This window comes from Mesorhizobium sp. M0898 (assembly GCF_040319695.1).
Lineage (GTDB): Bacteria > Pseudomonadota > Alphaproteobacteria > Rhizobiales > Rhizobiaceae > Mesorhizobium.
Genome location: NZ_JAMYOE010000040.1, coordinates 1 through 25,865, shown reverse-complemented (window position 1 = coordinate 25,865; position 25,865 = coordinate 1). Strand labels below are relative to the sequence as shown.

The window sequence follows — 25,865 nt, the reverse complement described above, 5'->3', positions numbered from 1 at the left end:
CGCATATGGTTGCCCCCGTTTTTTTGAAGGCAAGGAACTGATATCATGGGCTCGAAAGAATCCACCCAACGCCGCGCCCAGCGCGTCCGCCGCCAGATCAAGAAGGTTGCCGGCGAACGTCCGCGCTTGTCGGTCCATCGCACGTCGAAGAACATCTATGTCCAGGTGATCGACGACGCCAAGGGCCACACCATCGCGGCTGCTTCGACGCTCGAGAAGGAGCTCAAGGGCTCGCTCAAGACCGGCGCCGACACGGCGGCCGCCGCTGCCATCGGCAAGCTGATCGCCGAGCGTGCCTCGAAGGCCGGCGTCAAGGAAGTCGTCTTCGACCGCGGCGCCTACATCTACCACGGCCGTGTCAAGGCGCTTGCCGAGGCTGCCCGTGAAGGTGGTCTGAGCTTCTAAAAACGAAATTCGCCCCCGGCGACCCACAGAGGCGCCGGATATCATCATCAACCGTGCTTCCGGAAAAAAACAAGGAACAGGATATGGCACAGGAACGTAGGGATGGCGGCCGCGGCCGTGATCGCGAAGAGCGCGACGACGGCATGGTCGACAAGCTCGTCCACATCAACCGTGTCGCCAAAGTCGTCAAGGGCGGCCGGCGCTTCGGCTTTGCGGCACTTGTTGTCGTCGGCGACCAGAAGGGCCGCGTCGGCTTCGGCCACGGCAAGGCGCGCGAAGTGCCGGAGGCGATCCGCAAGGCGACCGAATCGGCCAAGCGCGACATGATCTTCGTGCCGCTGCGCTCAGGCCGCACGCTGCACCACGACGTCGAGGGACGCTGGGGTGCGGGACGCGTTCTGCTGCGCGCCGCCAAGCAAGGTACCGGCATCATCGCCGGCGGCCCGATGCGCGCCGTTTTCGAAACGCTCGGCATGCATGACGTGGTCGCCAAGTCGATGGGTTCTTCGAACCCCTACAACATGGTTCGTGCCACGTTCGACGCGCTGAAGAGCCAGATGCATCCGAAGGATGTGGCTGCCGCGCGCGGCATCAAGTATTCGACCCTTCAGGCCCGCCGCGGCACCGCCGTTGCGGCTGAAGAATAGTCGACGCTGACCAGGGATTTGACCATGGCCAAGAAAGCAACCAAGACCATCACCGTCGAGCAGATCGGTTCGCCGATCCGCCGGCCGAAGGAGCAGCGCGCAACGCTGGTCGGCCTCGGCCTCAACAAGATGCACAAGCAGCGCACGCTGGAGGATACGCCCTCGGTGCGCGGCATGATCGCTGCCGTCCAGCATCTCGTCCGCGTCGTGGACGAGGGCTGAACCAGAGCGCAGGAGAACCCAGATGAAACTCAATGATCTGCGTGACAAGGACGGCGCGACGCACTCCAAGAAGCGTCTCGGCCGTGGCATCGGCTCCGGTTCGGGCAAGACCGCCGGTCGCGGCGTCAAGGGCCAGAAGGCGCGCTCCGGCGTCGCCGTCAACGGCTTCGAGGGTGGCCAGATGCCGCTCTACCGCCGCCTGCCGAAGCGCGGCTTCAACAATATCTTCGCCAAGAGCTTCACCGTCGTGTCGCTGGCCCGCATCCAGGCGGCGCTCGATGCCAAGAAGCTCGACGCCAAGACAGTTGTAACGGCCGAGGCGCTGGTTGCGGCTGGCGTCATCCGTCGCGTCAAGGACGGCGTGCGCATCCTTTCAGACGGCGACATCAAGGCCAAGCTTGCCTTCGACGTGGCCGGAGCCTCCAAGGCCGCGATCGAGAAGATCGAAAAGGCCGGCGGCTCGGTGAAGCTGCCTGAGAAGGCAGCCGCCGAGTAACGGCAATTTGAAGCACGGCCGGCAAAGGTGGAATTCGGTTTTGCCTGCGGTTGTGCTTTGATCCGACAGATGTGACGGCCGCATCAACGCGGCCGCTTGCATGTTTGCAGTCCGGAGCTTATCTCGTGAGTTTCGGTGACACGCGCCGCCTGAGCTGCGGGCATCGAGCGTGACCAAGCGGAGAATCAGGCATGGCTTCGGCTGCTGAACAACTAGCCTCGAATCTGAATTTCTCGGCCTTCGCCAAGGCCGAGGATCTGAAGAAGCGCATCTGGTTCACCATCGGCGCGCTGCTCGTCTACCGTCTTGGCACCTATATCCCGCTGCCCGGCATCAATCCGGACGCCTTTGCCCACGCCTTCTCGTCGCAGAGCAAGGGCGTGCTTGGCATGTTCAATATGTTTGCAGGCGGTGCCGTGCAGCGCATGGCGATCTTTGCCCTCGGCATCATGCCCTATATCTCCGCCTCCATCATCATGCAGCTGATGACCTCGGTCATTCCGTCGCTGGAAGCGCTGAAGAAGGAAGGCGAGCAGGGCCGCAAGATTATCAACCAGTATACGCGCTACGGGACCGTGCTTCTGGCGCTGGTCCAGGCCTACGGCATTTCGGTCGGGCTCGAGGGCGGAAACGGCATCGTCAACGATCCCGGCATCTTTTTCCGCATCTCGACCGTCGTCACGCTGGTCGGCGGCACCATGTTCCTGATGTGGCTCGGCGAGCAGATCACCGCCCGCGGCATCGGCAACGGCATTTCGCTGATCATCTTCTCCGGCATTGTCGCCGGCCTGCCGCGCGCCATCTCCGGTACCTTGGAGCTAGGCCGCACCGGAGCGCTGTCGACCGGCCTGATCCTGGCGATCATCGTGCTCGCCATTATCGTTATCGGCCTGATCGTCTTTTTCGAGCGCGCCCAGCGCCGCCTGCTGATTCAGTACCCCAAGCGCCAGGTCGGCAATCGCATGTTCCAGGGCGATACCTCGCATCTGCCGCTGAAGCTCAACACATCCGGCGTCATTCCGCCGATCTTCGCTTCGTCGCTATTGCTGCTGCCGGCGACCGTCGCCGGTTTCTCGCAGACGACGAACATGCCCGCTTGGGCCAGCACCATCCTGGCGTCGCTCGGTCATGGCCAGCCGCTCTACATGGCCTTCTACGCGGCGATGATCGTGTTCTTCGCCTTCTTCTACACGGCGATCGTCTTCAACCCGAAGGACACCGCCGACCAATTGAAGAAGCATTCGGGCTTCATCCCGGGCTATCGCCCGGGCGAGCGCACCGCGGACTATATTGACTATGTGCTCACCCGCATCACCGTCGTCGGCGCCATCTATCTGGTGCTGGTGTGTCTGCTGCCCGAGTTCCTGATTTCAGCGACTGGCGTACCGTTCTACCTTGGTGGCACTTCGCTCCTGATCGTGGTCAGTGTAACGCTCGATACGGTGGCGCAGATTCAGGGTCACCTGATCGCGCACCAGTATGAGGGCCTGATCAAGAAGTCGAAGCTGCGCGGGGGGAAAAAGGCCAGATGAGGTTGATATTGCTTGGACCGCCGGGGGCGGGCAAGGGGACACAAGCACTGAGACTGGTAGAACGACACGGCATCCCACAGCTTTCCACGGGGGACATGCTGCGTGCTGCTGTTCAGGCCGGCACGGAAGTCGGCAAGCGCGCCAAAGCGGTGATGGACGCTGGCGAACTGGTGTCCGACGCTATCGTCAACGCCATTGTGGCCGAGCGCATCGATCAAGCTGATTGCGCAAACGGCTTCATCCTTGACGGGTATCCCCGAACTCTGGTGCAAGCGGACGCCGTTGAGGAAATGCTGTCGGATCGCGGACTGGAGCTAGACGCGGTCATCGAATTTGTCGTCGACGACAAGGCGCTGGTTGGCCGAATCGTCAAGCGAGCCGAAGAAGCCAAGGCCGCAGGCCTGCCGGTGCGCAAGGACGACAGTCCAGCGGTGTTCGAAGAACGCTTGAGGGAATATTACAAGAAAACCTCGCCGCTGATCGGCTACTACTACGCCAAGGGTAAACTCAGGGGCGTCGATGGCATGGCCGACATCGATGCGGTGACGCAGCAGATCGAGGCAGTGCTCAGGGCGACGACCCGGCGGGTTGGCCAGGCGGCCGGCTAGAGAATCGAACGATTGCGCTTGACTGGAGCGGTCCGCTGGGGTATGGCGGCCCGTCTTCCTATCAGGCATGAGGCTTGCTTGTCCGCAAGGGCAAGGCAGGCCGCTTTGAACTGGAAACTCCCGCAAGGGCCGGCCTCCACCGGACGCGGGGCAACTTGAAGCGCCGGCTCGCCCGGCCTATATGGAGAAGAGAAGAACATGGCTCGTATAGCCGGCGTCAACATTCCGACCAACAAGCGCGTTGTCATTGCGCTTCAATACATTCATGGCATTGGCAAGAAGTTCGCCCAGGAGATCGTCGACAAGGTCGGCATCCCGGCCGAGCGCCGCGTCAACCAACTGACCGACGCGGAAGTGCTGCAGATCCGCGAGACCATCGACCGCGACTACCAGGTCGAGGGCGACCTGCGCCGCGAAGTGTCGATGAACATCAAGCGGCTCATGGACCTCGGCTGCTACCGCGGCCTGCGTCACCGTCGCTCGCTGCCGGTTCGTGGCCAGCGCACGCACACCAATGCGCGCACCCGTAAGGGCCCGGCCAAGTCGATTGCCGGAAAGAAGAAGTAATTTAGGGCAGTAAGGGGGTAGGGCAGTAAGGCAATAGGGACGGCAGACATACTGCCCTACTGCCATATTCCCCCACTGCCTTCTCCCTGGTGGAGCCGCTGGCATTACGGCGGTGTAGAGATCAACTGAAAGGACTATCATGGCCAAGGAAGCCGCTCGTGTTCGCCGTCGCGAACGCAAGAATATCTCGTCGGGCGTTGCCCACGTCAATTCGACCTTCAACAACACGATGATCACCATCACCGACGCACAGGGCAATTCGATTGCCTGGTCGTCGGCCGGAGCCCAGGGCTTCAAGGGATCGCGCAAGTCGACCCCTTTCGCTGCCCAGATGGCTGCCGAAGATGTTGCCAAGAAGGCTCAGGAACACGGCATGCGCATGCTCGAGGTCGAGGTCTGTGGACCCGGCTCCGGTCGTGAATCGGCGTTGCGCGCACTGCAGGCAGCAGGGTTCACCATCACCTCGATCCGTGATGTGACGCCGATCCCGCACAACGGCTGCCGTCCGCGCAAGAAGCGCCGCGTCTAAAGAATTTACCGAACGCCGCGCGAGCGCCTCAAGGGCGCTCCTCCACGGCATTCCAGGTCGCCCGCCACGATTGGATGGTGGCGGGACAACGGAAGGAAAGCACTATGATCCAGAAAAATTGGCAAGAACTGATCAAGCCGAACAAGATCGAGTTCTCGTCGAAGAAGAAGACGCTGACCACGCTGGTCGCCGAGCCGCTCGAGCGCGGCTTCGGCCTCACCCTAGGCAACGCGCTGCGCCGCGTGCTTCTGTCTTCGCTGCGTGGCGCGGCTGTAACCGCCGTGCAGATCGATGGCGTTCTGCATGAATTCTCGTCCATCGCCGGCGTCCGCGAGGACGTGACCGACATCGTTTTGAACATCAAGGAAATCGCCATCCGCATGGAAGGCGACGGCCCCAAGCGCATGGTCGTCCGCAAGCAGGGACCGGGCGCGGTTCTCGCCGGCGATATCCAGACGGTCGGCGACGTCGAGATCCTCAATCCCGACCACGTCATCTGCACGTTGGACGAAGGCGCTGAAATCCGCATGGAATTCACCGTCGATACCGGCAAGGGCTATGTGCCGGCCGACCGTAACCGCGCCGAGGACGCGCCGATCGGGCTGATCCCCGTCGACAGCCTGTATTCGCCGGTCAAGAAGGTCTCGTACAAGGTCGAGAACACCCGCGAGGGCCAGGTTCTCGACTATGACAAGCTGACCATGACCATCGAGACCGACGGTTCGATTTCGGGCGAGGACGCGGTGGCCTTCGCCGCTCGCATCCTGCAGGACCAGCTCGGCCTGTTCGTCAATTTCGACGAGCCGCAGAAGGAAGTCGCCGCCGAACAGGTTACCGAGCTTGCCTTCAACCCGGCGCTGCTCAAGAAGGTCGACGAACTCGAGCTTTCGGTGCGTTCGGCCAACTGCCTGAAGAACGACAACATCGTCTATATCGGCGATCTGATCCAGAAGACCGAAGCCGAGATGCTGCGCACCCCGAACTTCGGCCGCAAATCGCTGAACGAGATCAAGGAAGTCCTGGCGGCGATGGGCCTTCATCTCGGCATGGAAGTGCCGGACTGGCCGCCGGAAAACATCGAAGACCTCGCCAAGCGTTACGAAGATCAATATTAAGCATGATCCCGAACCGAAGGTCAGCGCAGCAAAAAGTTGCAGACTTTTCGGACAAGATCATGCGGCTAACCAACTGAGGCTCAGGCCTCTTGAAACCGCAATGAAGGAGAAGAGCCATGCGCCACGGATTTAAAGGCCGCCGGTTCGCCCGCAGCATAAGCCATCGCAAGTCGATGTTTGCCAACCTTGCCGTGTCGCTTATCGAGCACGAGCAGATCCTCACCACGCTGCCGAAGGCGAAGGATTTGCGTCCGATCGTCGAAAAGCTGGTGACGCTCGGCAAGCGCGGCGACCTGCACGCCCGCCGCCAGGTTATTGCCCAGATCGGCAATGAAGGCGTCGTCAAGCGCCTGTTCGATACCATCGCGCCGCGCTACGCCACCCGCAATGGCGGCTATCTGCGCATCATGAAGGCGGGCTTCCGCCACGGTGACAATGCCGCAATGGCCGTCATCGAATTCGTCGACCGCGACACCTCTGCCAAGGGCGCCGGCGATCGCGCCCGCATCGAGGCCGAAGGCACCGAAGAGGAAGCCGCAGCCGCATAAGGCTTGGCTTTTCTGAGTGAGTTTAAGGGGCCCGAGGGCCCCTTTTTCGTTGCAGAAGCTGCCGGGCAGGTCTGTAGGGTTTTGTCACCGGTTTTTGGGGCGACTACTCAAAATATCGGATTTCAGCGGCTTAGCCTTTCATTTTGCACAATCGTCAGGACAATGGCGCCCGACTTGGAGGATTCGGAATGCGCGTTAAACGGCTGTCCCTTGTTCTGATCTGCGCCTTGATGGCGCTGGCCATCGTGCCGGCGGCCAGGCACGCGCTGGCGGAGGAGGCCAAGCCAGATCCCGGGTTGTCCGACGTGCTGACGGATCTATTGCATGGCGTCGAAGGCGAAAACGCCACTTCCGGCCCCGACAAGCGCGTGCCGTTCGGCCGCGAGGAGGTGCAACTGTCCTTCGCGCCGCTGGTCAAGCAGACAGCGCCGGCCGTGGTCAATGTCTACGCCTCGCAAACCGCCAAGATGACGTCGCCCTTCGACGGCGATCCGTTCTTCGAGGAGTTCTTCGGCCGCTCGCAGCCGCGCGCGCAGTCTTCGCTCGGTTCGGGGGTGCTGGTCGATCCGACCGGCGTCGTGGTCACCAATTTCCACGTCGTCAAGGACGCCGACAAGGTCAAGGTAGCGACCGCCGACGGGCGCGAATTCGACAGCAAGGTGCTGCTCAAGGATGAGACGCTCGACCTCGCCGTGCTCAAGATTTCTTCTGACAAGCCGTTCCCGGTGATCGCTATCGGCGATTCCGACGCGCTCGAGGTCGGCGATCTGGTGCTGGCGATCGGCAATCCGTTCGGTGTCGGCCAGACCACCACCAGCGGCATCATTTCGGCGGTGGCGCGCAGCCATATCGGCGTCTCCGATTCCAGCTTCTTCATCCAGACCGACGCCGCCATCAACCCCGGCAATTCCGGTGGCGCGCTGGTCAACATGGGAGGGCAGCTGATCGGCATCAACACGGCGATCTATAGCCGTAGCGGCGGCTCGATCGGCATCGGCTTTGCCATCCCTTCGAACATGGTTCGCGCCTTCGCCGACGCGGCCAAGGCCGGGCTCGACTTCTTCGAGCGGCCGTATGCCGGTGCCGAGTTCGAGGCGGTGACGCCGCAGATTGCCGAATCGCTCGGCATGGACAAACCGACCGGTGCGCTGGTTTCTTCGGTCGAAGAGGCGGGACCCGCCGCCAAGGCAGGGCTCAAGCCGGGCGACGTAGTGCTGTCGCTCAACGGTAAGCCGGTCGAGAGCGTCGGGGCGCTGGACTACCGGATGGCGACGCTGTCGATTGGTACGAATGCCAGCTTCGGCGTTCTGAGCAAGGGTCAGCAGGCGACGATGGACATCGCGCTGGAACGGCCGCCTGAGGGCGCCAAAGCTGCGGAACTCACATTGCGCGGCCGCAGCCCGTTCTCCGGTGCCAAGGTTGCTGAACTGTCGCCACGGCTTGCCCAACGGCTCGGTCTGCGCACCGATGTCAAAGGCGTCACCGTGGTCGACATCAACCGCGATTCGCCTGCTGCCGATTTTGGCTTCCAGCCAGGCGACATCGTGCGTGAGGTCAATGGCCTGACGATCGACAAGGCGGCGACCCTGGAACAGGTAGCCCAGCAGGATACGCGCTGGTGGCGCTTTACCGTCGAGCGCGGCGGGCAGATACTGCGCCAGGTGTTGCGTTACTGAGCCCGACCGTCAGCATGATCGGACTCCAGGCAGAAGAAGTTGCATGGCCGATCTGTTCAGTGTCGACGAACCGGAAAAGACGCCGCCCGGCAGGCCGCTGGCGGACCGTCTGCGCCCGAAGAACCTTGGCGAGGTCGTCGGCCAGGAGCATCTGACCGGACCCGACGGCGCGCTGACGCGGCTGATCGGTTCCGGCTCGCTCGGCTCGATGATTTTCTGGGGCCCGCCCGGCACTGGCAAGACCACGGTCGCACGGCTGCTTGCCGGCGAGACAAGCCTCGCCTTCGAACAGATATCGGCGGTGTTTTCCGGCGTTGCCGACCTGAAGAAAGTGTTCGAGGCAGCGAAGCTGCGCCGCTCGAACGGCCGCCAGACGCTGCTGTTCGTCGACGAGATCCATCGATTCAACCGCGCCCAGCAGGACAGTTTTCTGCCCGTGATGGAAGACGGCACCGTCGTGCTGGTCGGCGCCACCACGGAGAATCCGTCCTTCGAGCTTAACGCCGCGCTTTTGTCGCGCGCGCGTGTGCTGGTCTTTCACTCACTCGGCGAGGACAGTATTGCCAAGCTGCTGGCGCGGGCCGAACAGGCAGAGGGCAGGCCGCTGCCGCTCGATGAAGACGCGCAGGCGATGCTCATCCGCATGAGCGACGGCGACGGCCGCGCGGCATTGACGCTCGCCGAAGAGGTCTGGCGCGCAGCGAAATCAAAGGAGGTGTTCGGCGCCGAAGCCCTGCAGCGCATCGTCCAGCGCCGCGCGCCGATCTACGACAAGGGACAGGACGGCCACTACAATTTGATCTCCGCCTTGCACAAATCGGTGCGCGGCTCCGACCCCGACGCGGCACTCTACTATCTGGCCCGCATGTTCGACGCCGGCGAAGATCCGCTTTATCTCGGGCGCCGGTTGGTGCGCATGGCGATGGAGGATATCGGGCTGGCCGACCCGCAGGCGCTCGTCGTCGCTAACGCCGCCAAGGACGCCTATGACTATCTGGGCTCGCCCGAGGGCGAACTGGCCTTCGCCGAGGCGACCGTCTATCTCGCCACCGCGCCGAAATCCAATGCAGTCTATACCGCGTTCAAGGCCGCCACACAGGCGGCGAAGGAATTCGGTTCGCTGCTGCCGCCCAAGCACATTCTCAATGCTCCGACCAAGCTGATGAAACAGGAAGATTACGGCGCCGGCTATCGCTACGACCACGACGAGCCCGACGCTTTTTCCGGCCAGGACTATTTTCCGGAGAAGATGGGAAGGCAGACATTCTACGACCCGCCCGAGCGCGGCTTCGAGCGCGATATCAGGAAGCGGCTGGATTATTGGGCGAAGCTGCGCAGCGAGCGGGAAAAGTAGCTGCCAGTCGCACACTGGTGTGATCGCCGTTGTCTGGCGGGATAAAAAACCCTATCAAGGTGCGCCTTCGGCCGGCGGACAGGCCAGAAACGTACCGACGATCTTCAGAACGGAATCGCGCCTGGCGCGTGGAAAAATGACAAAAAGAACTCGCAAGACCCTCCGGAAGTTCGCCATAGCGATCCCGCTGCTGGCGCTCGGCTTCTATTTCATTCCCATCCTGACGACAATTTTCATTGTCCTCGGCCTGATCGACGTGTTGCGCAACGACAACAAGAACTGGGCCCTGTTCAGTGGTTATTTCCTCGGCAACGGCATCTTCACCTGGCTGCTTTCGCCCTTCAATCTGCTGGTCGATCTGCTGTGCTACAGAAACCGCGGTGTCTGGAAACTGGACCAGTTTCCTCCGGACTATCAGCGTGAGGTCAACGAGGTTCTCGACGTCTTCAAAGCGCGCAAGGACGAGATCATCGCCGATATCGACGCCAATTTCGGCAGCGGCCGGCGCGGCATGTATGTCTACCAGTGGTATGGCAAGCACAAAATCGACAACGTTGCCGAATTCAACAAGGATTTCAAATACATCAAGACCATCGCCGTGTCGGTGTTCAGGGGCAGGGAATCGACCTCCTGGCATTTCGGACCGCTGCGGCTCAGCCTGCGCATTCTCTACAATCTTCTCCCGGTGAAGGCCGAGGTTTTCGTCGAGTGCAACAACGCCAGGAACTACTGGCACGACAATCCGCTCTATATTTTCGACGACACGCTGCTGCACCGATCGGTCAACGAATATGATGGGCGCCGCTACTGCGTGTTCATGGACATCATCCGGCCATCGCCATTTCCCGGCCTGATCGCCGCTCTTCTCGCCATCGTTTCGGTCAGCGTCGAGCGCATCAATGCCATGTTCTACAAGAACTGGAAGATGATCGGCTCCAGCAAGCCGAAGAAGGCCGGAGCCGCCTGACACCGTGGTGTGACCGGCGCGAGGGAGCACGATGTATTATCTGTTGCTTGTCTGCCTTGGTGGCGCGATCGGTGCAATGGCGCGCTTCTTCCTGTCCGGCTTCGTCGCCCGCCGGGTCGGCGAGACCTTTCCCTGGGGCACTATGGCCGTCAATGTCTCGGGAGCGTTTGCAATCGGTGTCGTTGCGCATGCGGTGGCGCGCGACGGCATGCCCGCCATCTGGGCCTTTACCGTTACCGGCGGCCTCGGCTGCTATACCACGGTTTCTTCCTTCAGCCTGCAGACGCTGGCGCTGGCGCGCGAGGGCGAATGGCGGCGCGCCGGCGGAAATGTGCTGCTTTCGGTTTTTCTGAGCCTCGGCGGCGTGACGCTGGGCTTTGCCGCCGGAAGTCTTCTGATTGGCAGCGGGGCGCGGTGAGCGGCCCGCGGAAGCTCCGCCACGACGGGACGGACACTACCGCGGCAGGGCATGCGGCGCGCCTCATTGGCCGTCGCAGAACCAACGAAACGGTTCGGCTCTATGCGACCGTGGCCGCAGGCAGCATGATCGGCGGTGTGTTGCGGGCGCTTGCCTCATCGACGAGCACTGCCCTGTGGGGCGCTGGATTTCCCTTCGGCACGCTCCTCGTCAATATTGTTGGCTCGTTCCTCATCGGCTTCTACGCGACATTGACGGGACCGGATGGTCGCGTCTTCGCCGGTCCGCTGCAACGTCAATTCTTCATGGCCGGCTTCTGCGGCGGCCTGACGACCTTCTCCGCTTTCAGCCTTGAAACACTCATCCTCGCGCAAGGCGGGAGGTTTGTGGCGGCGGGACTCAATATCGCGATCTCCGTGGTGGCCTGGCTTGCCGCCGTCTGGCTTGGCCACATCTTTGCAGTTCGGCTCAACCGGCTGAGAGGGTCCAGGCAATGAAGATACCAACACAGGCACAATTGCTGCGCATCTTTATCGGCGAAAACGACAGGGCAGATGGCCGTCCGCTGTATGAGGCTATTGTGCTGAGGGCCCGCGAAATGCAGATAGCCGGCGCGACCGTCCTGCGCGGCGCGATGGGGTTCGGCCATTCCAGCCGGCTTCACACCACGAAGATCCTCCGCCTATCGGAGGATCTGCCACTCGTCATTGAGATCGTCGATGACGAGGAAAAATTGGCCGCTTTCCTGCCCGTGCTTGAAACAATCATGACAAGTGGTTTGATTACGCTGGAGAAAGTTCAGGTTCTGCAATATGGAACCGACAACGAATAAGCGAGTGAGATTGCGGGTACCGGCGAATGCCGTTGCATGCCTGCAAAACGGCGATTGGAATCATGGCAGGCGTTGAACAGATCACAGTGGACGCCGGCGAGGCGGGCATGCGGCTCGATCGCTGGTTCAAGAGCCATTTCCCCGGTCTCGGTTTCGGTCATCTGCAGAAGCTGCTGCGTTCCGGCCAGATCCGCGTCGACGGCGGCAGGGTGAAGGCCGATACCCGCGTCGAAGCCGGCCAGACGGTGCGTGTGCCGCCGCTCGAAGTCGACAAGAAAGGTGAAAGCCCGCTCACCGGTCATTCGATCCGCAACCAGGGCGACGCCGACGTTTTGGCAAAGATGCTGATCCATGAGGACCCGAAGGTCTTCGTCTTCAACAAGCCGGCCGGCCTGGCAGTGCAGGGCGGCTCGGGCGTCACCCGCAATGTCGACGACATGCTGGAAGCCTGGCGCAACCAGAAGGGCGAGAAGCCGCGCCTGGTGCACCGGCTCGACCGCGACACGTCGGGTGTGCTGGTTGTCGCCCGTACAAGGCTCGCCGCCATGAAGCTCGCCGAAGCGTTCCGGGCGCGTGAGACGAAGAAAACCTACTGGGCGCTGGTCAAGGGCGTGCCGCCGAAGCGCGAGGACAAGATCTCGACCTGGCTGATCAAGGAACCGACGCCCGACGGCGATCGTGTGCGTATCGCCAAGCATGGCGAAAAGGGCGCCGATCACGCCGTCTCCTATTACCGCATAGTCGAGCAGGCGGCGCAGACCCTGTCCTGGCTGGAAATGGAACCCTATACCGGGCGCACCCACCAGCTTCGCGTCCATGCCGCCCATATCGGTTGCCCGATCATCGGCGACCCCAAATATTTCGAGGCCGACACCAATTGGGATTTTCCAGGCGGCATGCAGAACCGGCTGCATCTGCACGCGCGCCGCATCGTTATCCCGCATCCCGACAAGGGCTTTGTCGACGTCACCGCACCGATGCCGCCGCATATGCGCCAGAGCTGGAACCTGCTCGGTTTCGACGAGCAGAGTGCCGAGGATTAGCGCTGGTGGGCGTCGCCACAGAAACCCTCGACCGCCGTGACGCGGTCGATCTGGCGGCAGCCGCCATCATGGTTGGGCTGACTTTTTCCTGGGGGCTGAACTACGTCGCCGCCAAGATCTCCTATGCCGGCTACGATCCCGTTTTCCTGTCGATCGCCCGCTCGGTGATCGGCGGCTTGTGTGTTTTCGGCTGGTGCCGCTGGCGCGGCATTGCGCTGTTCACGCCCGACAAGACCCTCGTCGCCGGCATTCTGGCCGGCGCGCTTTTCGGTTTCGAGTTCCTGTTTCTCTATGTCGGGCTCGAGCACACCACTGTCGTGCGCAACACTTTGCTGGTCAACACCATGCCGTTCTGGATGCTGGTCGGCGGTCATTTCCTGCTGGGCGAAAGCATCACGGTACGCAAGCTCGTTGGTCTTCTGCTCGCTTTCGCCGGACTGATCGCGGTGTTTTCAGATAAACTGAGCGCCAATGGCGGCGCAACATTGGGCGGCGATTTGCTCAGTCTCGGTGCCGGCATTCTGTGGGCCGTGACCAATATCGTCATCAAGCGGTCGAAGCTGGTGACGGCCAGCGCCGAAAAGCTGCTGCTCTATCAGCTGGCCGGGGCCGCCGTCATCGGCATTTTGGTGATGCCTTTTGCCGGGCCGCCGGTCCGCAGCTTTGCCGTTCTGCCGACCTTGGCGCTGTTGTTCCAGGCCGTCTACGTCGTCGCCTTCACCTATGTGCTGTGGTTCTGGCTGCTGCGGCGCTACCCTGCATCTGGACTGTCGAGCTTCACTTTCCTGTCGCCGGTGTTTGGTGTGCTGTGCGGCGCCGTGTTCTTGAATGAGCCGCTGACCGTTCGTATCTTCCTGGCACTCGCCCTGATCGCGGCTGGTCTCATCATCGTCAACCGGCCGGTCCGAAAACAAAGTCCCGGATGAGCATGCGCGATATATTGAACGACCTCGAAGCTGGAAAGCAGCTCTCCGATCCGGACCCGGTGCGTCGCGCCCAGATCCAGATGAAGACGCCGCTGCCGAAGCGCTTCTACAAGACCGTCGCGGTAGCACCGGTCGAAGACGGTTTTGCCGTCCATCTCGATGGCAAGCCCGTCCGCACGCCGGCCAAGGCGCTGCTGGCGCTGCCGACCGAAAAGGCGGCTGCTCTGGTCGCCGAGGAATTCGCCGCACAGGAGGAGATCATCAACCCGGTGACGATGCCGGTGATGCGTCTGGTCAATACGGCAATCGATGGCGTCGCCAGTGATCCCCAGGCCGTGCTGGAGGACATCCTGCGCTTTGCCTCGTCCGATCTGCTCTGCTACCGCGCCGATGCGCCCCAAGGACTCGTCGACCGGCAGAACGAGCTTTGGGATCCGGTCATCGACTGGGTGCGCAGCGCTCTCGGCGCCCGGTTCCATCTTGCCGAAGGCGTGATCCATGTCGAACAGCCGCGCGAGAGTATCGCGCTGCTTGGCCAGCATCTTGCCCAACGTGCCGATCCGCTGCGCCTTGCCGCCATCCACGTCATGACGTCGCTGACCGGATCGGCGCTGCTGGCGCTGGCCGTCGACTTCGGCGAGCTCGACGGCGAGGCGGCCTGGGCTGCCGGTCATGTCGACGAGGACTGGCAGGCCGAGCAATGGGGCCATGATGCCGAGGCCGTCGCGCACCGCGCGGCCCGCAAGCGCGACATGATGGCGGCAGTCACGCTGCTCGAAGCTCTCAAAGGCTGACCGCACCGTCGTTTCTATTTCGCACTGCACATTAGACCAAAGTCATAATCCCAAAGACGGTCTGCCTCTGGACGGCGCTTTCTGTCATTTTTTGTACTGGTGGCTGCACTGAGTCTGCGTTCCGAGGAAACGCGGACGATGACGCGCAGCATCGAGGACTGATGGAATCACACGGGAGGATACGCTCATGGCAATGGCATCGACCGCCGGCAAAACAAGCCGCGGCATGACGCGCGAGGAGAAGAAGGTCATCTTCGCTTCCTCGCTCGGCACCGTTTTCGAATGGTACGATTTTTATCTCTACGGCTCGCTGGCAGTGTTCATTGGCTCGACTTTTTTCAGTCCAACCATTCCGGAAGCGACGCGCAATATTTTCGCGCTGCTGGCGTTTGCCGCTGGCTTCCTCGTGCGCCCGTTCGGCGCACTGCTGTTCGGCCGCATCGGCGACCTTGTCGGCCGTAAATACACTTTCCTTGTCACCATGACGATCATGGGCCTGTCGACCTTCCTGGTCGGCTTGCTGCCTGGCTATGCGACTTTGGGCATCGCCGCTCCCGTGATCCTGATCATCTTGCGCATGTTGCAAGGCCTGGCGCTCGGTGGCGAGTATGGCGGTGCCGCCACCTATGTCGCCGAGCATGCACCCGACGATCGCCGCGGCTACTACACGTCGTGGATACAGACGACGGCAACGCTCGGCCTGTTCCTGTCGCTGATCGTCATCCTGATCGTCCAGGGGTCGATGACCAAGGAAACCTACGCCGCCTGGGGCTGGCGCATTCCGTTCATCGTTTCCTTCCTCCTCCTCGGCATTTCGATCTGGATCCGGCTGTCGCTTTCTGAATCGCCGACCTTCCAGCGCATGAAGGACGAAGGCAAAGGCTCCAAGGCGCCGCTGTCAGAAGCCTTCGGTCAGTGGAAGAACGCCAAGATCGCGCTGCTGGCGCTGCTCGGCCTCACGGCCGGTCAGGCCGTAGTTTGGTACAATGGCCAGTTCTACGCGCTGTTCTTCTTGCAGAACGTGCTCAAGGTCGATCCGCAATCGGTCAACATCATGATCGCGATTGCTCTGGCTGTTGGCTCGATCTTCTTCGTCGTGTTCGGCTGGCTCTCCGACAAGATCGGCCGCAAGCCGATTATCATGGCCGGCCTTGCACTGGCGATCGTCTGCACCTTCCCGTTGTTCAAGGCGCTGACCTGGGCAGCCAACCCGGCGCTCGCCACAGCGCAGCAGAACACCCGTGCGACGGTGACCGCGGCACCGGGAGACTGCAAGTTCCAGTTCAACCCGGTGGGCACGGCGAAGTTCACCACGTCCTGCGATATCGCCACCTCGTTTCTGACCAAGAACTCGGTGCCTTATGACGTAGTGGCCACGGCAGCGCCCGGCACTGCTGCGTCGGTCAAAATCGGCAACGAGACGGTTGAGTCGTATGACGCCACCGCAGCCGGCGATCAAGCCAAGGCCAAGGACGCTGTTTTCGCCAAGGCGGTAAACACGGCGCTTCAGGACGGCGGCTATCCGCTGAAACGGGCAGCGGCGAAGGTGCCGGATCAGAAGCTCGAAGCCTTCATCGCGGCCAATCCCGAACTGAAGCTCGATGCGGCCGCGATCCGCGCCGGCGAGAAGGCGATGGTTCCGACCGACCAGGCGATCAAGGACAAGCTGCTGACTGCCGATGAGGCTGCGGGAGCTCCCGAGGTCACCGTCTACACCGTACCGGGCGGCGGTCCCTTCGCCATGTTCGCCGACCCGGCGGCGGTCAACTGGCCGATGACGATCGGTATCCTGCTCATCCTCGTGATCTTCGTCACGATGGTCTACGGGCCGATCGCCGCGATCCTGGTCGAGATGTTCCCGACCCGCATCCGCTACACCGGCATGTCGCTGCCCTACCATATCGGCAATGGCTGGTTCGGCGGGCTGCTGCCGGCGACGGTGTTCGCGCTCAGCGCCTACAAGGGCGATATCTACTACGGACTCTGGTACCCGGTGGTGATCGCGGCGATGTCGCTGATCATCGGCATGGTCTTTGTCAGGGATACGCTCGGAACGGACCTGCACACCAAACAGTAGCCGGCCTGTCCGGTTCAAAGCAAAGCCCGGCGCGAGCGCTCGCGCCGGGCTTTTTCAATTTATCGAGCGCAGGGCTTAGCTCTTCCGATCCTGGTTCGCTTCCTCGATCGCTGCCTCATGATACCAGGCACTTCCGAAATCCGTGCGGTTGCGCAACGAAGCAAGTTCTGCCGCGAACTTAGCCTTTCCGCTTAAATTTGAGGCAGAAGCGCGCGCTGCCACGGGGAACATCAGGATTTTGGCCGACTGACGAGTGGAAGTGATTTCCATTGTCGGTTTCCTTTCTTCGACAGAACCTTGCCGATTCAACCTTTCCCCAACATAGGTTCAGCAATCGAAATAGGCAATATGATTACGAAAAGATCAGTACTTGCATATTATTTGTGCAAAATGTGCTTGTGGATGATCGGAACGCAGCATGACGGCGGACCAGCGATTTTGGGCGGATACAACCTCACTTTTGCCGCATCCATCGCCGGCGAGAATGGCACACGAATTGCATTTTAGTAATCCGGCAGGTCGGCTGCTGGATACGCCGGCTCGCCCCGGCGCCATCCAGGGTTCGGTGATCAAGCAACGAGAGGCTAGAATGACGAAATACAAGCTCGAGTACATTTGGCTCGATGGATACACCCCGGTTCCCAATCTTCGCGGAAAGACGCAGGTCAAGGACTACGCCGAGTTTCCGACGCTCGACCAGCTTCCGCTGTGGGGCTTCGACGGTTCTTCGACCATGCAGGCCGAGGGCCACAGCTCCGACTGCGTTTTGAAGCCGGTCGCCGTGTATCCCGATCCCGCCCGCACCAATGGCGCTCTCGTCATGTGCGAGGTCATGATGCCGGACGGCGTGACGCCGCATGCGTCCAACAAGCGCGCCACCATCCTCGACGACGAGGGCGCCTGGTTCGGCTTCGAGCAGGAATATTTCTTCTACAAGGACGGCCGCCCGCTCGGCTTCCCCGAGAGCGGCTATCCGGCGCCGCAAGGCCCGTACTATACCGGCGTCGGCTACAGCAATGTCGGCTCCGTCGCCAGGCAGATCGTCGAGGAGCATCTCGATCTTTGCCTTGCCGCCGGCATCAACCATGAAGGCATCAACGCCGAAGTGGCCAAGGGCCAGTGGGAATTCCAGATCTTCGGCAAGGGCTCCAAGAAGGCCGCCGACCAGATGTGGATGGCACGCTATTTGATGCAGCGCCTGACCGAGAAATACGGCATCGACATCGAATACCACTGCAAGCCGCTCGGCGACACCGACTGGAACGGGTCCGGCATGCATGCCAACTTCTCGACAGCCTATATGCGCGAAGTCGGCGGCAAGGCCTATTTCGAAGCGCTGATGGCGGCCTTCGACAAGAACCTGATGGATCACATCGCCGTCTACGGGCCGGACAACGACAAGCGTTTGACCGGCAAGCACGAGACTGCGCCGTGGAACAGGTTCAGCTACGGCATCGCCGATCGCGGCGCCTCGATCCGCGTGCCGCACTCCTTCATCAACAACGGCTACAAGGGCTATCTCGAGGATCGCCGGCCGAACTCGCAGGGCGACCCCTACCAGATCGCCTCGCAGATATTGAAGACGATCGCCTCCGTCCCGACCAGCGTCGAGGTTTCGGCCGCGGCTTGAGCATTCGTCACGGCGTGGACCTCAGGTCTGCGCTGTGACTTTCTCTCCAATCGCATCACAATAAAAAAACCCCGGCGTCTCTGCCGGGGGTTTTTCTATTGGCTGCAACAATCCGGATCACACCGAATAATACATATCGTATTCGACCGGATGCGGGGTCATTTCGAAGCGCATCACCTCGGCCATCTTGAGCTCGATGTAGCTGTCGATCTGGTCGTCGTCGAAGACGCCGCCGGCCTTCAGGAAGCCGCGGTCCTTGTCGAGGCTCTGCAGGGCTTCGCGCAGCGAGCCGCAGACGGTCGGGATTTTCTTCAATTCCTTCGGCGGCAGATCGTAGAGATCCTTGTCCATCGGCTGTCCCGGGTGGATCTTGTTCTTGATGCCGTCGAGGCCGGCCATCAGCATGGCGGCGAAGGCGAGATAGGGGTTCGCGCCCGGATCGGGAAAGCGGACCTCGACGCGCTTGGATTTTGGCGATGAGCCGAACGGAATGCGGCAGGAGGCCGAGCGGTTGCGTGCCGAATAGGCGAGCAGCACCGGCGCCTCATAGCCCGGCACCAGGCGCTTGTAGGAGTTGGTCAGCGGGTTGGTAAAGGCGTTGATCGCCTTGGCATGCTTGATGATACCACCGATGTAGAACAGGCAGCTCTCGGACAGGCCGGCATATTCGTTGCCGGCGAAGGTCGGCTTGCCTTCCTTCCAGATCGACTGGTGGACATGCATGCCCGAGCCATTGTCGCCGAACACCGGCTTCGGCATGAAGGTGGCCGTCTTGCCATAGGCGTTGGCAACCTGGTGCACGACATATTTGTAGATCAGCATCTTGTCGGCGTTGCGGACCAGCGTGTCGAACTTGATGCCGAGCTCGTGCTGTGCGGCGGCCACTTCGTGGTGGTGCTTTTCGACGCGCACGCCCATCTCGGCGAGCACGGTGAGCATTTCCGAGCGCATGTCCTGCGCCGAATCGACCGGCGGCACCGGGAAATAGCCGCCCTTGATGCGCGGCCGATGACCGAGGTTGCCGGTCTCGTAGTCGGTGTCGTCATTGGACGGCAGTTCGGTCGAATCCAGCCTGAAGCCGGTGTTGTAGGGATCGGCCTTGTACTTGACGTCGTCGAACACGAAGAACTCGGCTTCAGGACCGACGAAGATCTGGTCGCCGATGCCTTCGGCCTTCATGTAGGCCTCGGCTTTTTTAGCGGTGCCGCGCGGGTCGCGATTGTAGGACTCCCCGGAGATCGGATCGAGGATGTCGCACAGGATGACCATGGTCGACTGCGCGAAGAACGGGTCCATATGCACCGTATCGGAATCCGGCATCAGCACCATGTCGGACTCGTTGATCGCCTTCCAGCCGGCGATCGAGGAACCGTCGAACATGACGCCATCGGCAAACATGTCTTCCTCGACCTCGACGACATCCATCGTAACGTGCTGCAGTTTGCCCTTCGGATCGGTGAAGCGCAGATCGACGAACTTAACGTCGTTGTCCTTGATCTGCTTCATGATGTCTTTGGCTGTCGTCATGTCCCTGCTTCCCTATGTGATGACGTTTTGAACATGGCCTTTTAACGGGAAAATTCAGACGGCGTCCATGCCGGTTTCGCCGGTGCGGATGCGCACCACTTCCTCGATGTTTGAGACGAAGATCTTGCCGTCGCCGATACGGCCAGTCTGGGCCGCCTTGCGGATGGCTTCGATCGCTGCTTCGACCGCATCGTCGCCGAGCACGACTTCGATTTTCACCTTCGGCAGGAAGTCGACGACATATTCGGCGCCGCGATAAAGCTCGGTATGGCCCTTCTGGCGGCCAAACCCTTTGGCCTCGGTAACGGTGATACCTTGCAGGCCGGCCTCCTGAAGCGCTTCCTTCACTTCGTCTAGCTTGAACGGCTTGATGATCGCTTCGATCTTTTTCATGTAAAAAGTGGCCTCCACTGCCAAAAAAGACGGGTTGTGAGCCCCGCTTGCGCCTCAATCAAGCACGAACTGTGCCAATTGATGGGGTGCCGGGTGGGCTCACATGATTTGGATACCACGCTACGCGGGAATGTACATTCGCGTCATTCCCTGCGTCGGATGCGCCATGAGCGCCACGAGCCTAAACAACGCCGCTCCCGTCGTCCGCACAAAAAATGGGCAGATCGGATATTTCATGGGCAGCTGTGGACCTCCGACTCGTCGCTCCGGGCATTGCCGGTGTGTTTCATAACCTTCGTAGTTTGCGTCGGATCAAAAACTGGACAATGCTTCGGCAGATGATGTGCATGTCGCCCGCATGAGCCACGAACTTCTTTCTCCGTCCGAAATGGCCGAGGCCGACCGGCTGGCGATTGCCGCTGGTCCATTCGACGGCATTGGCCTGATGCGCAATGCCGGTGCTGCGGTTGCTGCCGTAGTACTCAAGCGCTACCCGAACGCAACGCGCGTCCATGTGCTTTGCGGCCCCGGCAACAATGGCGGCGACGGCTATGTCGTGGCGCGCATCCTTCGGGAGAGCGCCGTCGACGTCTCGGTATGGGCGTCCGGATCGCCTAAAGGCGGCAGCGATGCGGCAGTCGCTGCCTCGGAGTGCCCGGTTGAAGCTCGGCCGCTGTCGGATTTCGTTGCCGAGACGGGCTCGATCGTGGTCGATGCGCTTTACGGGGCGGGGCTGTCCAAGCCGCTATCCGGCGACCCCGCCAAGGCGATCGATAATGTGGCGGAGTTGAATTCGCCGGTCGTCGCGGTCGACCTGCCGTCGGGCGTCTCCGGTGAGAGCGGCAATGTCCTCGGTCAGGCTTTCCACGCCCGAATCACCGTGACCTTTGCGCGAAAAAAGCCAGGCCATCTTTTGTTACCGGGGCGCGAGCTGTGCGGCGAAATCGTGCTCGCTGATATCGGCATCAGCGACAGTGTTGTTGCGCAGCTTGAACCACGAACATTCGAGAACATTCCGGCGCTCTGGCTTGGCCGCTTTCCGGTTCCGGCCGTCGACGCCCATAAGTATAAACGCGGCCATGTCGGCGTCTTTTCCGGCGGGCCGTCGGCGACGGGTGCTGCGCGGCTGTCGGCGCTTGCCGCGGCCAGGAGCGGGGCAGGGGCCGTCACCTTGCTGTCGCCGGCGAACGCCATCCATGTGAACGCGGCGCATCTGACCTCGATCATGCTGCGCAAGCTAGACACTGTCGCGGATGTGGACGAATTCGTCGGCAGCCGCCGGCCATCGGCCTTCGTGCTCGGCCCGGGATTTGGCATTGGTGAGAAGACGCGCGAATTCGCCCTGGCCGTGCTGAATGGCGCCCATGGGCAGGGCGGCGGGATTGAGGCCTTGGTGCTCGACGCCGACGGCGTCACCTCGTTTCGCGACGCGCCGGATGCCCTGTTCGAAGCCGCCAGCCGGCCGAGCGCGCCGGCTCTGGTGATGACGCCGCATGACGGCGAATTCGCCAGGCTTTTTTCAGATATCGCCGAGGACAAGGACCTGTCCAAACTCGCCAAGGCACGCGCCGCAGCCGAACGGGCCAACGCCACTCTCGTCTACAAGGGTGCCGACACTGTGATTGCGGCCCCCGATGGCCGGGCAGCGATCAACGGCAATGGCGCGCCTTGGTTGGCCACCGCCGGTTCGGGCGACGTGCTGTCGGGTATCATCGCCGCGCTGCTGGCGCAGGGCATGCCGGCCTTTGAAGCGGCCTGTGCGGCAGTCTGGATCCATGCCGAGGCCGGCAGCCGTTTCGGACCGGGGCTGATCGCCGAGGACCTGCCGCTGGCGCTGGTGCCGGTCCTGCGCGAGCTTATCGAAAGTCGCGGGATAGCTGCCGAATGAACCGCATGTTCGCGCTGCTCGTTGCGATCGTCGGCGCCGTATTCATGGCGCAGGCTGCGAACGCCGAAACTCCGCTGACGATCGTCGACGACCCGGCCGTTCTCGCCGCTCTCGACAGCAACGGTTACGGGTTCGCCGGCATTTTCGGCGTCGATGGCAAGGGCGATTTGAAGACGCTTTACGACAAGGCGCCGGCCTATCACGCGATCGTCGAAACGATTGCAAGCGACGTCGCGGCATTGCGGGCCGAGATGAAGGCCGGTGGTCGGCCGCTCTACGAGGTGACCGACGGCAATGTTGGCCGTGTCATGGACATGCGCTGGCTGAGGACCGATGCCGCGCGCTTCCGCCTCGTCGGCATCGTCAACCGGCTCGACCGGCGCGACTTCGCCGCGCTGCAAGGCGATACGAGTTGCGGCGAAGTGCGCTTCGTCTATCGCTTATCCTATAGTTTCAAGAAAAACGGCAAGGTTCTGGCCTCGCGCCTGCCGTTCAATTTCAGTGCCGTCTACGATGCCGCGCCGGATGCCGACGGCGGTTGTGTCGGCGTCGCCGGACGCTGGGCACCACAACTCGACGAGAGCGTCGATGCCGGCTGGCTGACCGGTGGGCCGCTGGAAAGGACGGCGCTCACCTTCAAGCAGCTCGAGCTCAATGCGCAAGTGGTGCGCTTCCCCTCCGGCCAAGAGACCGAATTCGGCGGGCAGGCTGCCTATCTCATGCGAATTTTCGGCATCGACGGAGCGGCTGTCAGCGAAAAGCCGCTGGAAAACACGCCCGACACGGCACGTCTCGCCGAAGATGCTGCGCTGAAAGCAAGACTTGCCGACTATGTCCGCACCAATGTCGCGGCGGTCGATCTCGGCGTCTACCAAATCCCCGATGAATTCTTGGCAAGGAAGGTCATTTCGTGGTCGACCTTCGGCAGTGCAAGGCAGGCCAACCACCCGTTCACGCCACTGTTCCAGCCCGCGGATTTCGCTGGTGTCGATTTCTCCGCGCTGAAGCTGGTGCGCACGCCGGAGGCATTGGTCGAGCGGCTGGACAACGGCGCCTGCCAGGGCTGCCATCAGGCGGGCTCGACCGCCGGCTTCCATTTCATCGGACTTGACGACAAGACGACCTCGCCGCTCAACCGCATTGAGGTCGGCATTTCCCCGCATCTCCACGCCGACATCCCGCGCCGCGTCGCCTGGCTGCGCGCGACTGCCGACGGCAAGGAACCGAACCGCTTTCGCCCGTTATCGTTCGCGCCGCCGGCGACCTGGAACGATGCCGGCGAAATCGCCTATTCGCCGGCCGAAATGGCGATGCCGTGCCTGATGCCGGCGGATGCGGCCCGCTTCGGCGCAACATGGCAATGCGGCGCCGGCACCGTCTGCACGCCGCTGGCAACCGCGTCCGGCGTGCACACCAAGCTGGCGCAATGCCTGTTGCCCAAGGACAGCGAAGACATGTTTTCCGGCCACCCCTGTTTAACGGGATACATCGCCAGCAACGCGGCACAGCCTTTCAATGACCACTATACCATCACCAGTCAGTTCGCCGCGTTCGCACCAAGCATTTCGCGCGCCGCCTACACCTGCCGACCGCCGAAGATCGGTGTGCCGGCGGGTATCGCCTATCGCGGCTGCGACGACCGGGATCGCAGCTTTGCCGCCTTCAAGACGGGCAAGCCGATGCCGAACGAGATTTGCGGGCTGGTCGGCGGCAAAAAATTCGACACCTGCGTGGCGACCAATAATTTCGACCAGTGCCTGGGCGGCGCCGTCAATCGCGGCAATCGTCCTGCCTGCTCGGCCGACCATTTCTGCCGCGAGGATTACATGTGTCAGTCGCTGCCGCCCGATACACCCGGTATCGGCAAAGTGAAGGGCATCGGCTTCTGCTCGCCGACCTATTTCATCTTCCAGATGCGCATCGACAATCACGCCACGCCGTGGTCGGGCGCCGTCCGCGCGACGATGGGAGCCGGGTTCGGAGCAGCGGAAGCGGAATAGCCTGCGCCGACTGGGCATTAGCCGCTATAGTTTCAGGTGGATAGCTATCGATCGAGATAGTCGGCGATCTTCGATGTCCATTCGCCGTCGAAATGGCGGACATGTTCGGCGACGATCTCATCGCTCAGCAGGCTCGACAAGGCGGAAACCAGAACTGGTTTTATCTCTGGAGCCGAGCTAAATCCAAGAGCAGTCAAACGTTCGGACCAGGGCGGATGATCCGCGCTTTCGTTATCTGGCGCGTCCCAGGCCTTTTGCGCATATTCTTGCAGGATGGGAAGCCTCGACAGGTGACTGGCGGCCGCCAGAACTCTTTCAAGTGGTGGACGAGGCGGTACCATGGTGCCAAGCAGTTCACGTTTAAGCGGAATATACACTTGGTCATCGAAGAGCGCACTGGCAGCACCGATCAGCAGCATGGCGCGCGCCGTTTCATATGCATCGCCGGACATCGCTGCATGACGATCTGCGTCAATTTCCGCCCGCCGCGACAACCGTATTTCTTCGCGCTCCAGCGTGCGCGACAGCGGGCCAAGCATCCAGTAGAACAGGCTGCCCGAAACGGTTTTTCCCGGTGGGGCGAAGTCGAAGATTAGATCGAAGCTCATTTCGAGTTCGGCCAGGTTGAGCCCGCCATTTGTATCTTTATTTTTCAGATGGGCGTCCTCATGGGCCAAGATCGCCGCAAACCCCTTTTGGTCGGTCGCTGCGAGCAGCGGCAGGCCCACGGTGAGAATTGCCCTGCGACCAAGCAGGCCCAGAAACGGCCGCTCTTCACCGATGCTAGCGTTGAGATCGTCGCTCAGGATGATGTTCGTGCGGCTGGCGCGGTGTTTGCCGGCAATACTCTCCCAGACAGCCCACAATTTCGGGGCTGATTCCCGAGTAATCCCGTCCACCTTGCTGGGTCGAAAACCGGCGAACAATGTCCCGATCAACAGAACGATGGCCAGCATCGCGGCCGGGATCGCAACAACGCCAGTCGCGATGACAGCGAGCGGATAGCAATCGAGGAACCAGAACCACAGGAGTATTGGGCAAAACAGCGGCAGGGCGAAGAGCAGGATGGCAAACCTGCCGAAACGCGCTCCTACATAGAGGACCAGGCGCGACATCAACCCTCACAGCGGAATGTTGTCGTGCTTCTTCCAGGGGTTTTGCATATCCTTGTTGCGCAGCATCCTGAGCGCGCGGGCGATGCGGCGGCGGGTCGAATGCGGCATGATCACCTCGTCGACATAGCCACGCTCGGCGGCAACGAAGGGGGACAGGAAGCGATCCTCGTAAGCTTTTGTGTGCGCTGCAATTTTCTCCGCGTCGCCGATATCCTTGCGATAGATGATCTCGACTGCGCCCCTGGCGCCCATCACCGCAATCTGCGCCGTTGGCCAGGCATAGTTCATGTCACCGCGCAAATGCTTTGACGCCATGACGTCATAGGCGCCGCCATAGGCCTTTCTGGTGATGACGGTGATCTTTGGCACGGTCGCTTCGGCATAGGCGAACAGAAGCTTGGCGCCGTGCTTGATCAACCCACCATATTCCTGCGCGGTGGCCCGGAAGCAAAACAGCCCAGGCCACGAGGGTATGAAAAGGGGGGATAAAGAATGGGTATGAAAAAATACGCAGCCCACCACAATGGATGTTTTTATGGTTTCGGGGGGGGGATGT

Annotated in this window: 27 protein-coding genes and 1 pseudogene; 23 read left to right on the top strand and 5 right to left on the bottom strand. The window is 61.6% G+C overall.

All coding sequences use genetic code 11. The features are described from left to right. Positions 1-45 precede the first annotated feature (45 nt). The 20 genes from rplR (at position 46) to NKH90_RS27945 (ending at position 16,756) form a co-directional block, all read left to right on the top strand. Positions 46-405 (top strand): 50S ribosomal protein L18, encoded by a 360-nt coding sequence (gene rplR / locus NKH90_RS28040; RefSeq protein ID WP_352682670.1) that lies wholly within the window; start codon positions 46-48, stop codon positions 403-405. An 83-nt stretch (positions 406-488) separates the two neighbouring features. Further along, on the top strand, positions 489-1,052 hold the full coding sequence (gene rpsE / locus NKH90_RS28035) for a 30S ribosomal protein S5 (protein WP_006333394.1): 564 nt from the start codon (positions 489-491) through the stop codon (positions 1,050-1,052). Between the two features lie 24 nt (positions 1,053-1,076). After that, positions 1,077-1,274 carry a 50S ribosomal protein L30 gene (gene rpmD / locus NKH90_RS28030; protein ID WP_006205449.1) on the top strand — a complete coding sequence of 66 codons (198 nt, stop codon included), beginning with the start codon at positions 1,077-1,079 and terminating at the stop codon, positions 1,272-1,274. Between the two features lie 22 nt (positions 1,275-1,296). Beyond that, positions 1,297-1,770, top strand: a complete 474-nt coding sequence (rplO, locus tag NKH90_RS28025; protein WP_292660428.1) for a 50S ribosomal protein L15 — start codon at positions 1,297-1,299, stop codon at positions 1,768-1,770. Between the two features lie 191 nt (positions 1,771-1,961). Then, entirely contained in the window at positions 1,962-3,302 is a 1,341-nt protein-coding gene (gene secY, locus NKH90_RS28020; RefSeq protein WP_352471807.1) for a preprotein translocase subunit SecY, read from the top strand. Next, positions 3,299-3,910, top strand: coding sequence for an adenylate kinase (locus tag NKH90_RS28015; RefSeq protein ID WP_352471809.1), 612 nt, complete (start codon positions 3,299-3,301; stop codon positions 3,908-3,910). Before secY ends, NKH90_RS28015 begins: the two co-directional genes overlap by 4 nt. A gap of 198 nt (positions 3,911-4,108) precedes the next feature. After that, on the top strand, positions 4,109-4,477 hold the full coding sequence (gene rpsM, locus NKH90_RS28010; protein WP_006205445.1) for a 30S ribosomal protein S13: 369 nt from the start codon (positions 4,109-4,111) through the stop codon (positions 4,475-4,477). A gap of 139 nt (positions 4,478-4,616) precedes the next feature. Continuing rightward, positions 4,617-5,006, top strand: a complete 390-nt coding sequence (gene rpsK / locus NKH90_RS28005) for a 30S ribosomal protein S11 (protein WP_006205444.1) — start codon at positions 4,617-4,619, stop codon at positions 5,004-5,006. Positions 5,007-5,110: 104 nt separating this feature from the next. Beyond that, a complete protein-coding gene (locus NKH90_RS28000; protein ID WP_023675128.1) occupies positions 5,111-6,121 on the top strand; it encodes a DNA-directed RNA polymerase subunit alpha in 1,011 nt (336 codons plus the stop codon). A gap of 116 nt (positions 6,122-6,237) precedes the next feature. Next, on the top strand, positions 6,238-6,669 hold the full coding sequence (rplQ, locus tag NKH90_RS27995; RefSeq protein WP_023675127.1) for a 50S ribosomal protein L17: 432 nt from the start codon (positions 6,238-6,240) through the stop codon (positions 6,667-6,669). 188 nt (positions 6,670-6,857) lie between these two features. Further along, complete coding sequence (locus NKH90_RS27990; RefSeq protein WP_352815506.1) at positions 6,858-8,345, top strand: DegQ family serine endoprotease; 1,488 nt, start codon at positions 6,858-6,860, stop codon at positions 8,343-8,345. A gap of 43 nt (positions 8,346-8,388) precedes the next feature. Beyond that, a complete protein-coding gene (locus NKH90_RS27985; protein WP_352815508.1) occupies positions 8,389-9,699 on the top strand; it encodes a replication-associated recombination protein A in 1,311 nt (436 codons plus the stop codon). A 136-nt stretch (positions 9,700-9,835) separates the two neighbouring features. Further along, the gene (locus tag NKH90_RS27980; RefSeq protein ID WP_352614176.1) at positions 9,836-10,666 is read left to right on the top strand and encodes an aspartyl/asparaginyl beta-hydroxylase domain-containing protein; all 831 of its coding nucleotides are present in this window, start codon (positions 9,836-9,838) and stop codon (positions 10,664-10,666) included. A gap of 31 nt (positions 10,667-10,697) precedes the next feature. Next, entirely contained in the window at positions 10,698-11,084 is a 387-nt protein-coding gene (crcB, locus tag NKH90_RS27975) for a fluoride efflux transporter CrcB (protein WP_352822252.1), read from the top strand. A 125-nt stretch (positions 11,085-11,209) separates the two neighbouring features. Then, complete coding sequence (locus NKH90_RS27970) at positions 11,210-11,581, top strand: CrcB family protein (RefSeq protein WP_352451039.1); 372 nt, start codon at positions 11,210-11,212, stop codon at positions 11,579-11,581. Beyond that, positions 11,578-11,916 carry a DUF190 domain-containing protein gene (locus NKH90_RS27965; protein WP_352541989.1) on the top strand — a complete coding sequence of 113 codons (339 nt, stop codon included), beginning with the start codon at positions 11,578-11,580 and terminating at the stop codon, positions 11,914-11,916. The genes NKH90_RS27970 and NKH90_RS27965 overlap by 4 nt, the downstream gene beginning before the upstream one ends. A 62-nt stretch (positions 11,917-11,978) precedes the next feature. Beyond that, entirely contained in the window at positions 11,979-12,959 is a 981-nt protein-coding gene (locus NKH90_RS27960; RefSeq protein WP_352451037.1) for an RluA family pseudouridine synthase, read from the top strand. A gap of 68 nt (positions 12,960-13,027) precedes the next feature. Further along, the gene (locus NKH90_RS27955; RefSeq protein WP_502898883.1) at positions 13,028-13,885 is read left to right on the top strand and encodes a DMT family transporter; all 858 of its coding nucleotides are present in this window, start codon (positions 13,028-13,030) and stop codon (positions 13,883-13,885) included. Positions 13,886-13,887: 2 nt separating this feature from the next. Continuing rightward, positions 13,888-14,679 (top strand): ATP12 family chaperone protein, encoded by a 792-nt coding sequence (locus NKH90_RS27950; protein ID WP_352822247.1) that lies wholly within the window; start codon positions 13,888-13,890, stop codon positions 14,677-14,679. Between the two features lie 187 nt (positions 14,680-14,866). Continuing rightward, entirely contained in the window at positions 14,867-16,756 is a 1,890-nt protein-coding gene (locus NKH90_RS27945) for an MFS transporter (RefSeq protein ID WP_352822244.1), read from the top strand. Between the two features lie 75 nt (positions 16,757-16,831). Here NKH90_RS27945 and NKH90_RS27940 read toward each other — a convergent pair whose 3' ends face one another. Next, positions 16,832-17,026 carry a DUF2735 domain-containing protein gene (locus NKH90_RS27940; protein WP_352451032.1) on the bottom strand — a complete coding sequence of 65 codons (195 nt, stop codon included), beginning with the start codon at positions 17,024-17,026 and terminating at the stop codon, positions 16,832-16,834. Positions 17,027-17,345: 319 nt separating this feature from the next. Between NKH90_RS27940 and NKH90_RS27935 the strand changes: the two genes are divergently transcribed. Further along, positions 17,346-18,386: a glutamine synthetase beta-grasp domain-containing protein gene (locus NKH90_RS27935; protein WP_352822242.1), complete on the top strand. Its 1,041-nt coding sequence runs from the start codon at positions 17,346-17,348 to the stop codon at positions 18,384-18,386. A gap of 117 nt (positions 18,387-18,503) precedes the next feature. Here the strand turns inward: NKH90_RS27935 and glnA are convergent, their stop codons facing one another. Together glnA and NKH90_RS27925 are read right to left on the bottom strand one after the other, a co-directional pair. Beyond that, positions 18,504-19,913, bottom strand: coding sequence for a type I glutamate--ammonia ligase (gene glnA, locus NKH90_RS27930; RefSeq protein WP_352457514.1), 1,410 nt, complete (start codon positions 19,911-19,913; stop codon positions 18,504-18,506). A 54-nt stretch (positions 19,914-19,967) separates the two neighbouring features. Continuing rightward, positions 19,968-20,306: a P-II family nitrogen regulator gene (locus tag NKH90_RS27925; protein WP_019857988.1), complete on the bottom strand. Its 339-nt coding sequence runs from the start codon at positions 20,304-20,306 to the stop codon at positions 19,968-19,970. Positions 20,307-20,664: 358 nt separating this feature from the next. Between NKH90_RS27925 and NKH90_RS27920 the strand changes: the two genes are divergently transcribed. Together NKH90_RS27920 and NKH90_RS27915 are read left to right on the top strand one after the other, a co-directional pair. Continuing rightward, the gene (locus tag NKH90_RS27920; RefSeq protein WP_352822239.1) at positions 20,665-22,194 is read left to right on the top strand and encodes an NAD(P)H-hydrate dehydratase; all 1,530 of its coding nucleotides are present in this window, start codon (positions 20,665-20,667) and stop codon (positions 22,192-22,194) included. Next, positions 22,191-24,194 (top strand): hypothetical protein, encoded by a 2,004-nt coding sequence (locus NKH90_RS27915; protein WP_352822236.1) that lies wholly within the window; start codon positions 22,191-22,193, stop codon positions 24,192-24,194. The genes NKH90_RS27920 and NKH90_RS27915 overlap by 4 nt, the downstream gene beginning before the upstream one ends. 44 nt (positions 24,195-24,238) lie before the next feature. On the opposite strand, the gene NKH90_RS27910 is transcribed toward NKH90_RS27915, so the two are convergent. Beyond that, a complete protein-coding gene (locus NKH90_RS27910; protein WP_352748814.1) occupies positions 24,239-25,309 on the bottom strand; it encodes a M48 family metallopeptidase in 1,071 nt (356 codons plus the stop codon). A gap of 6 nt (positions 25,310-25,315) precedes the next feature. After that, positions 25,316-25,790, bottom strand: a pseudogene (locus tag NKH90_RS27905) (carboxyl transferase domain-containing protein); the annotation flags it as partial. Positions 25,791-25,865: the final 75 nt, after the last annotated feature.

Excerpts from the sequence above, each read along its gene's own strand:
- NKH90_RS27940 (WP_352451032.1), bottom strand. The coding sequence starts at position 17,026 with ATGGAAATCACTTCCACTCGTCAGTCGGCCAAAATCCTGATGTTCCCC.
- NKH90_RS27945 (WP_352822244.1), top strand. The coding sequence starts at position 14,867 with ATGGCAATGGCATCGACCGCCGGCAAAACAAGCCGCGGCATGACGCGC.
- NKH90_RS27985 (WP_352815508.1), top strand. The coding sequence starts at position 8,389 with ATGGCCGATCTGTTCAGTGTCGACGAACCGGAAAAGACGCCGCCCGGC.
- NKH90_RS27960 (WP_352451037.1), top strand. The coding sequence starts at position 11,979 with ATGGCAGGCGTTGAACAGATCACAGTGGACGCCGGCGAGGCGGGCATG.
- NKH90_RS27920 (WP_352822239.1), top strand. The coding sequence starts at position 20,665 with ATGAGCCACGAACTTCTTTCTCCGTCCGAAATGGCCGAGGCCGACCGG.
- rplQ (WP_023675127.1), top strand. The coding sequence starts at position 6,238 with ATGCGCCACGGATTTAAAGGCCGCCGGTTCGCCCGCAGCATAAGCCAT.
- NKH90_RS27955 (WP_502898883.1), top strand. The coding sequence starts at position 13,028 with ATGGTTGGGCTGACTTTTTCCTGGGGGCTGAACTACGTCGCCGCCAAG.
- rpmD (WP_006205449.1), top strand. The coding sequence starts at position 1,077 with ATGGCCAAGAAAGCAACCAAGACCATCACCGTCGAGCAGATCGGTTCG.
- NKH90_RS27935 (WP_352822242.1), top strand. The coding sequence starts at position 17,346 with ATGACGAAATACAAGCTCGAGTACATTTGGCTCGATGGATACACCCCG.
- NKH90_RS27915 (WP_352822236.1), top strand. The coding sequence starts at position 22,191 with ATGAACCGCATGTTCGCGCTGCTCGTTGCGATCGTCGGCGCCGTATTC.
- NKH90_RS27980 (WP_352614176.1), top strand. The coding sequence starts at position 9,836 with ATGACAAAAAGAACTCGCAAGACCCTCCGGAAGTTCGCCATAGCGATC.
- NKH90_RS27970 (WP_352451039.1), top strand. The coding sequence starts at position 11,210 with ATGATCGGCGGTGTGTTGCGGGCGCTTGCCTCATCGACGAGCACTGCC.
- NKH90_RS27990 (WP_352815506.1), top strand. The coding sequence starts at position 6,858 with ATGCGCGTTAAACGGCTGTCCCTTGTTCTGATCTGCGCCTTGATGGCG.
- rpsM (WP_006205445.1), top strand. The coding sequence starts at position 4,109 with ATGGCTCGTATAGCCGGCGTCAACATTCCGACCAACAAGCGCGTTGTC.
- NKH90_RS27965 (WP_352541989.1), top strand. The coding sequence starts at position 11,578 with ATGAAGATACCAACACAGGCACAATTGCTGCGCATCTTTATCGGCGAA.
- NKH90_RS27950 (WP_352822247.1), top strand. The coding sequence starts at position 13,888 with ATGCGCGATATATTGAACGACCTCGAAGCTGGAAAGCAGCTCTCCGAT.
- rplR (WP_352682670.1), top strand. The coding sequence starts at position 46 with ATGGGCTCGAAAGAATCCACCCAACGCCGCGCCCAGCGCGTCCGCCGC.
- secY (WP_352471807.1), top strand. The coding sequence starts at position 1,962 with ATGGCTTCGGCTGCTGAACAACTAGCCTCGAATCTGAATTTCTCGGCC.
- NKH90_RS27925 (WP_019857988.1), bottom strand. The coding sequence starts at position 20,306 with ATGAAAAAGATCGAAGCGATCATCAAGCCGTTCAAGCTAGACGAAGTG.
- NKH90_RS27910 (WP_352748814.1), bottom strand. The coding sequence starts at position 25,309 with ATGTCGCGCCTGGTCCTCTATGTAGGAGCGCGTTTCGGCAGGTTTGCC.
- glnA (WP_352457514.1), bottom strand. The coding sequence starts at position 19,913 with ATGACGACAGCCAAAGACATCATGAAGCAGATCAAGGACAACGACGTT.
- crcB (WP_352822252.1), top strand. The coding sequence starts at position 10,698 with ATGTATTATCTGTTGCTTGTCTGCCTTGGTGGCGCGATCGGTGCAATG.
- NKH90_RS28000 (WP_023675128.1), top strand. The coding sequence starts at position 5,111 with ATGATCCAGAAAAATTGGCAAGAACTGATCAAGCCGAACAAGATCGAG.
- rpsE (WP_006333394.1), top strand. The coding sequence starts at position 489 with ATGGCACAGGAACGTAGGGATGGCGGCCGCGGCCGTGATCGCGAAGAG.
- rpsK (WP_006205444.1), top strand. The coding sequence starts at position 4,617 with ATGGCCAAGGAAGCCGCTCGTGTTCGCCGTCGCGAACGCAAGAATATC.
- NKH90_RS28015 (WP_352471809.1), top strand. The coding sequence starts at position 3,299 with ATGAGGTTGATATTGCTTGGACCGCCGGGGGCGGGCAAGGGGACACAA.
- rplO (WP_292660428.1), top strand. The coding sequence starts at position 1,297 with ATGAAACTCAATGATCTGCGTGACAAGGACGGCGCGACGCACTCCAAG.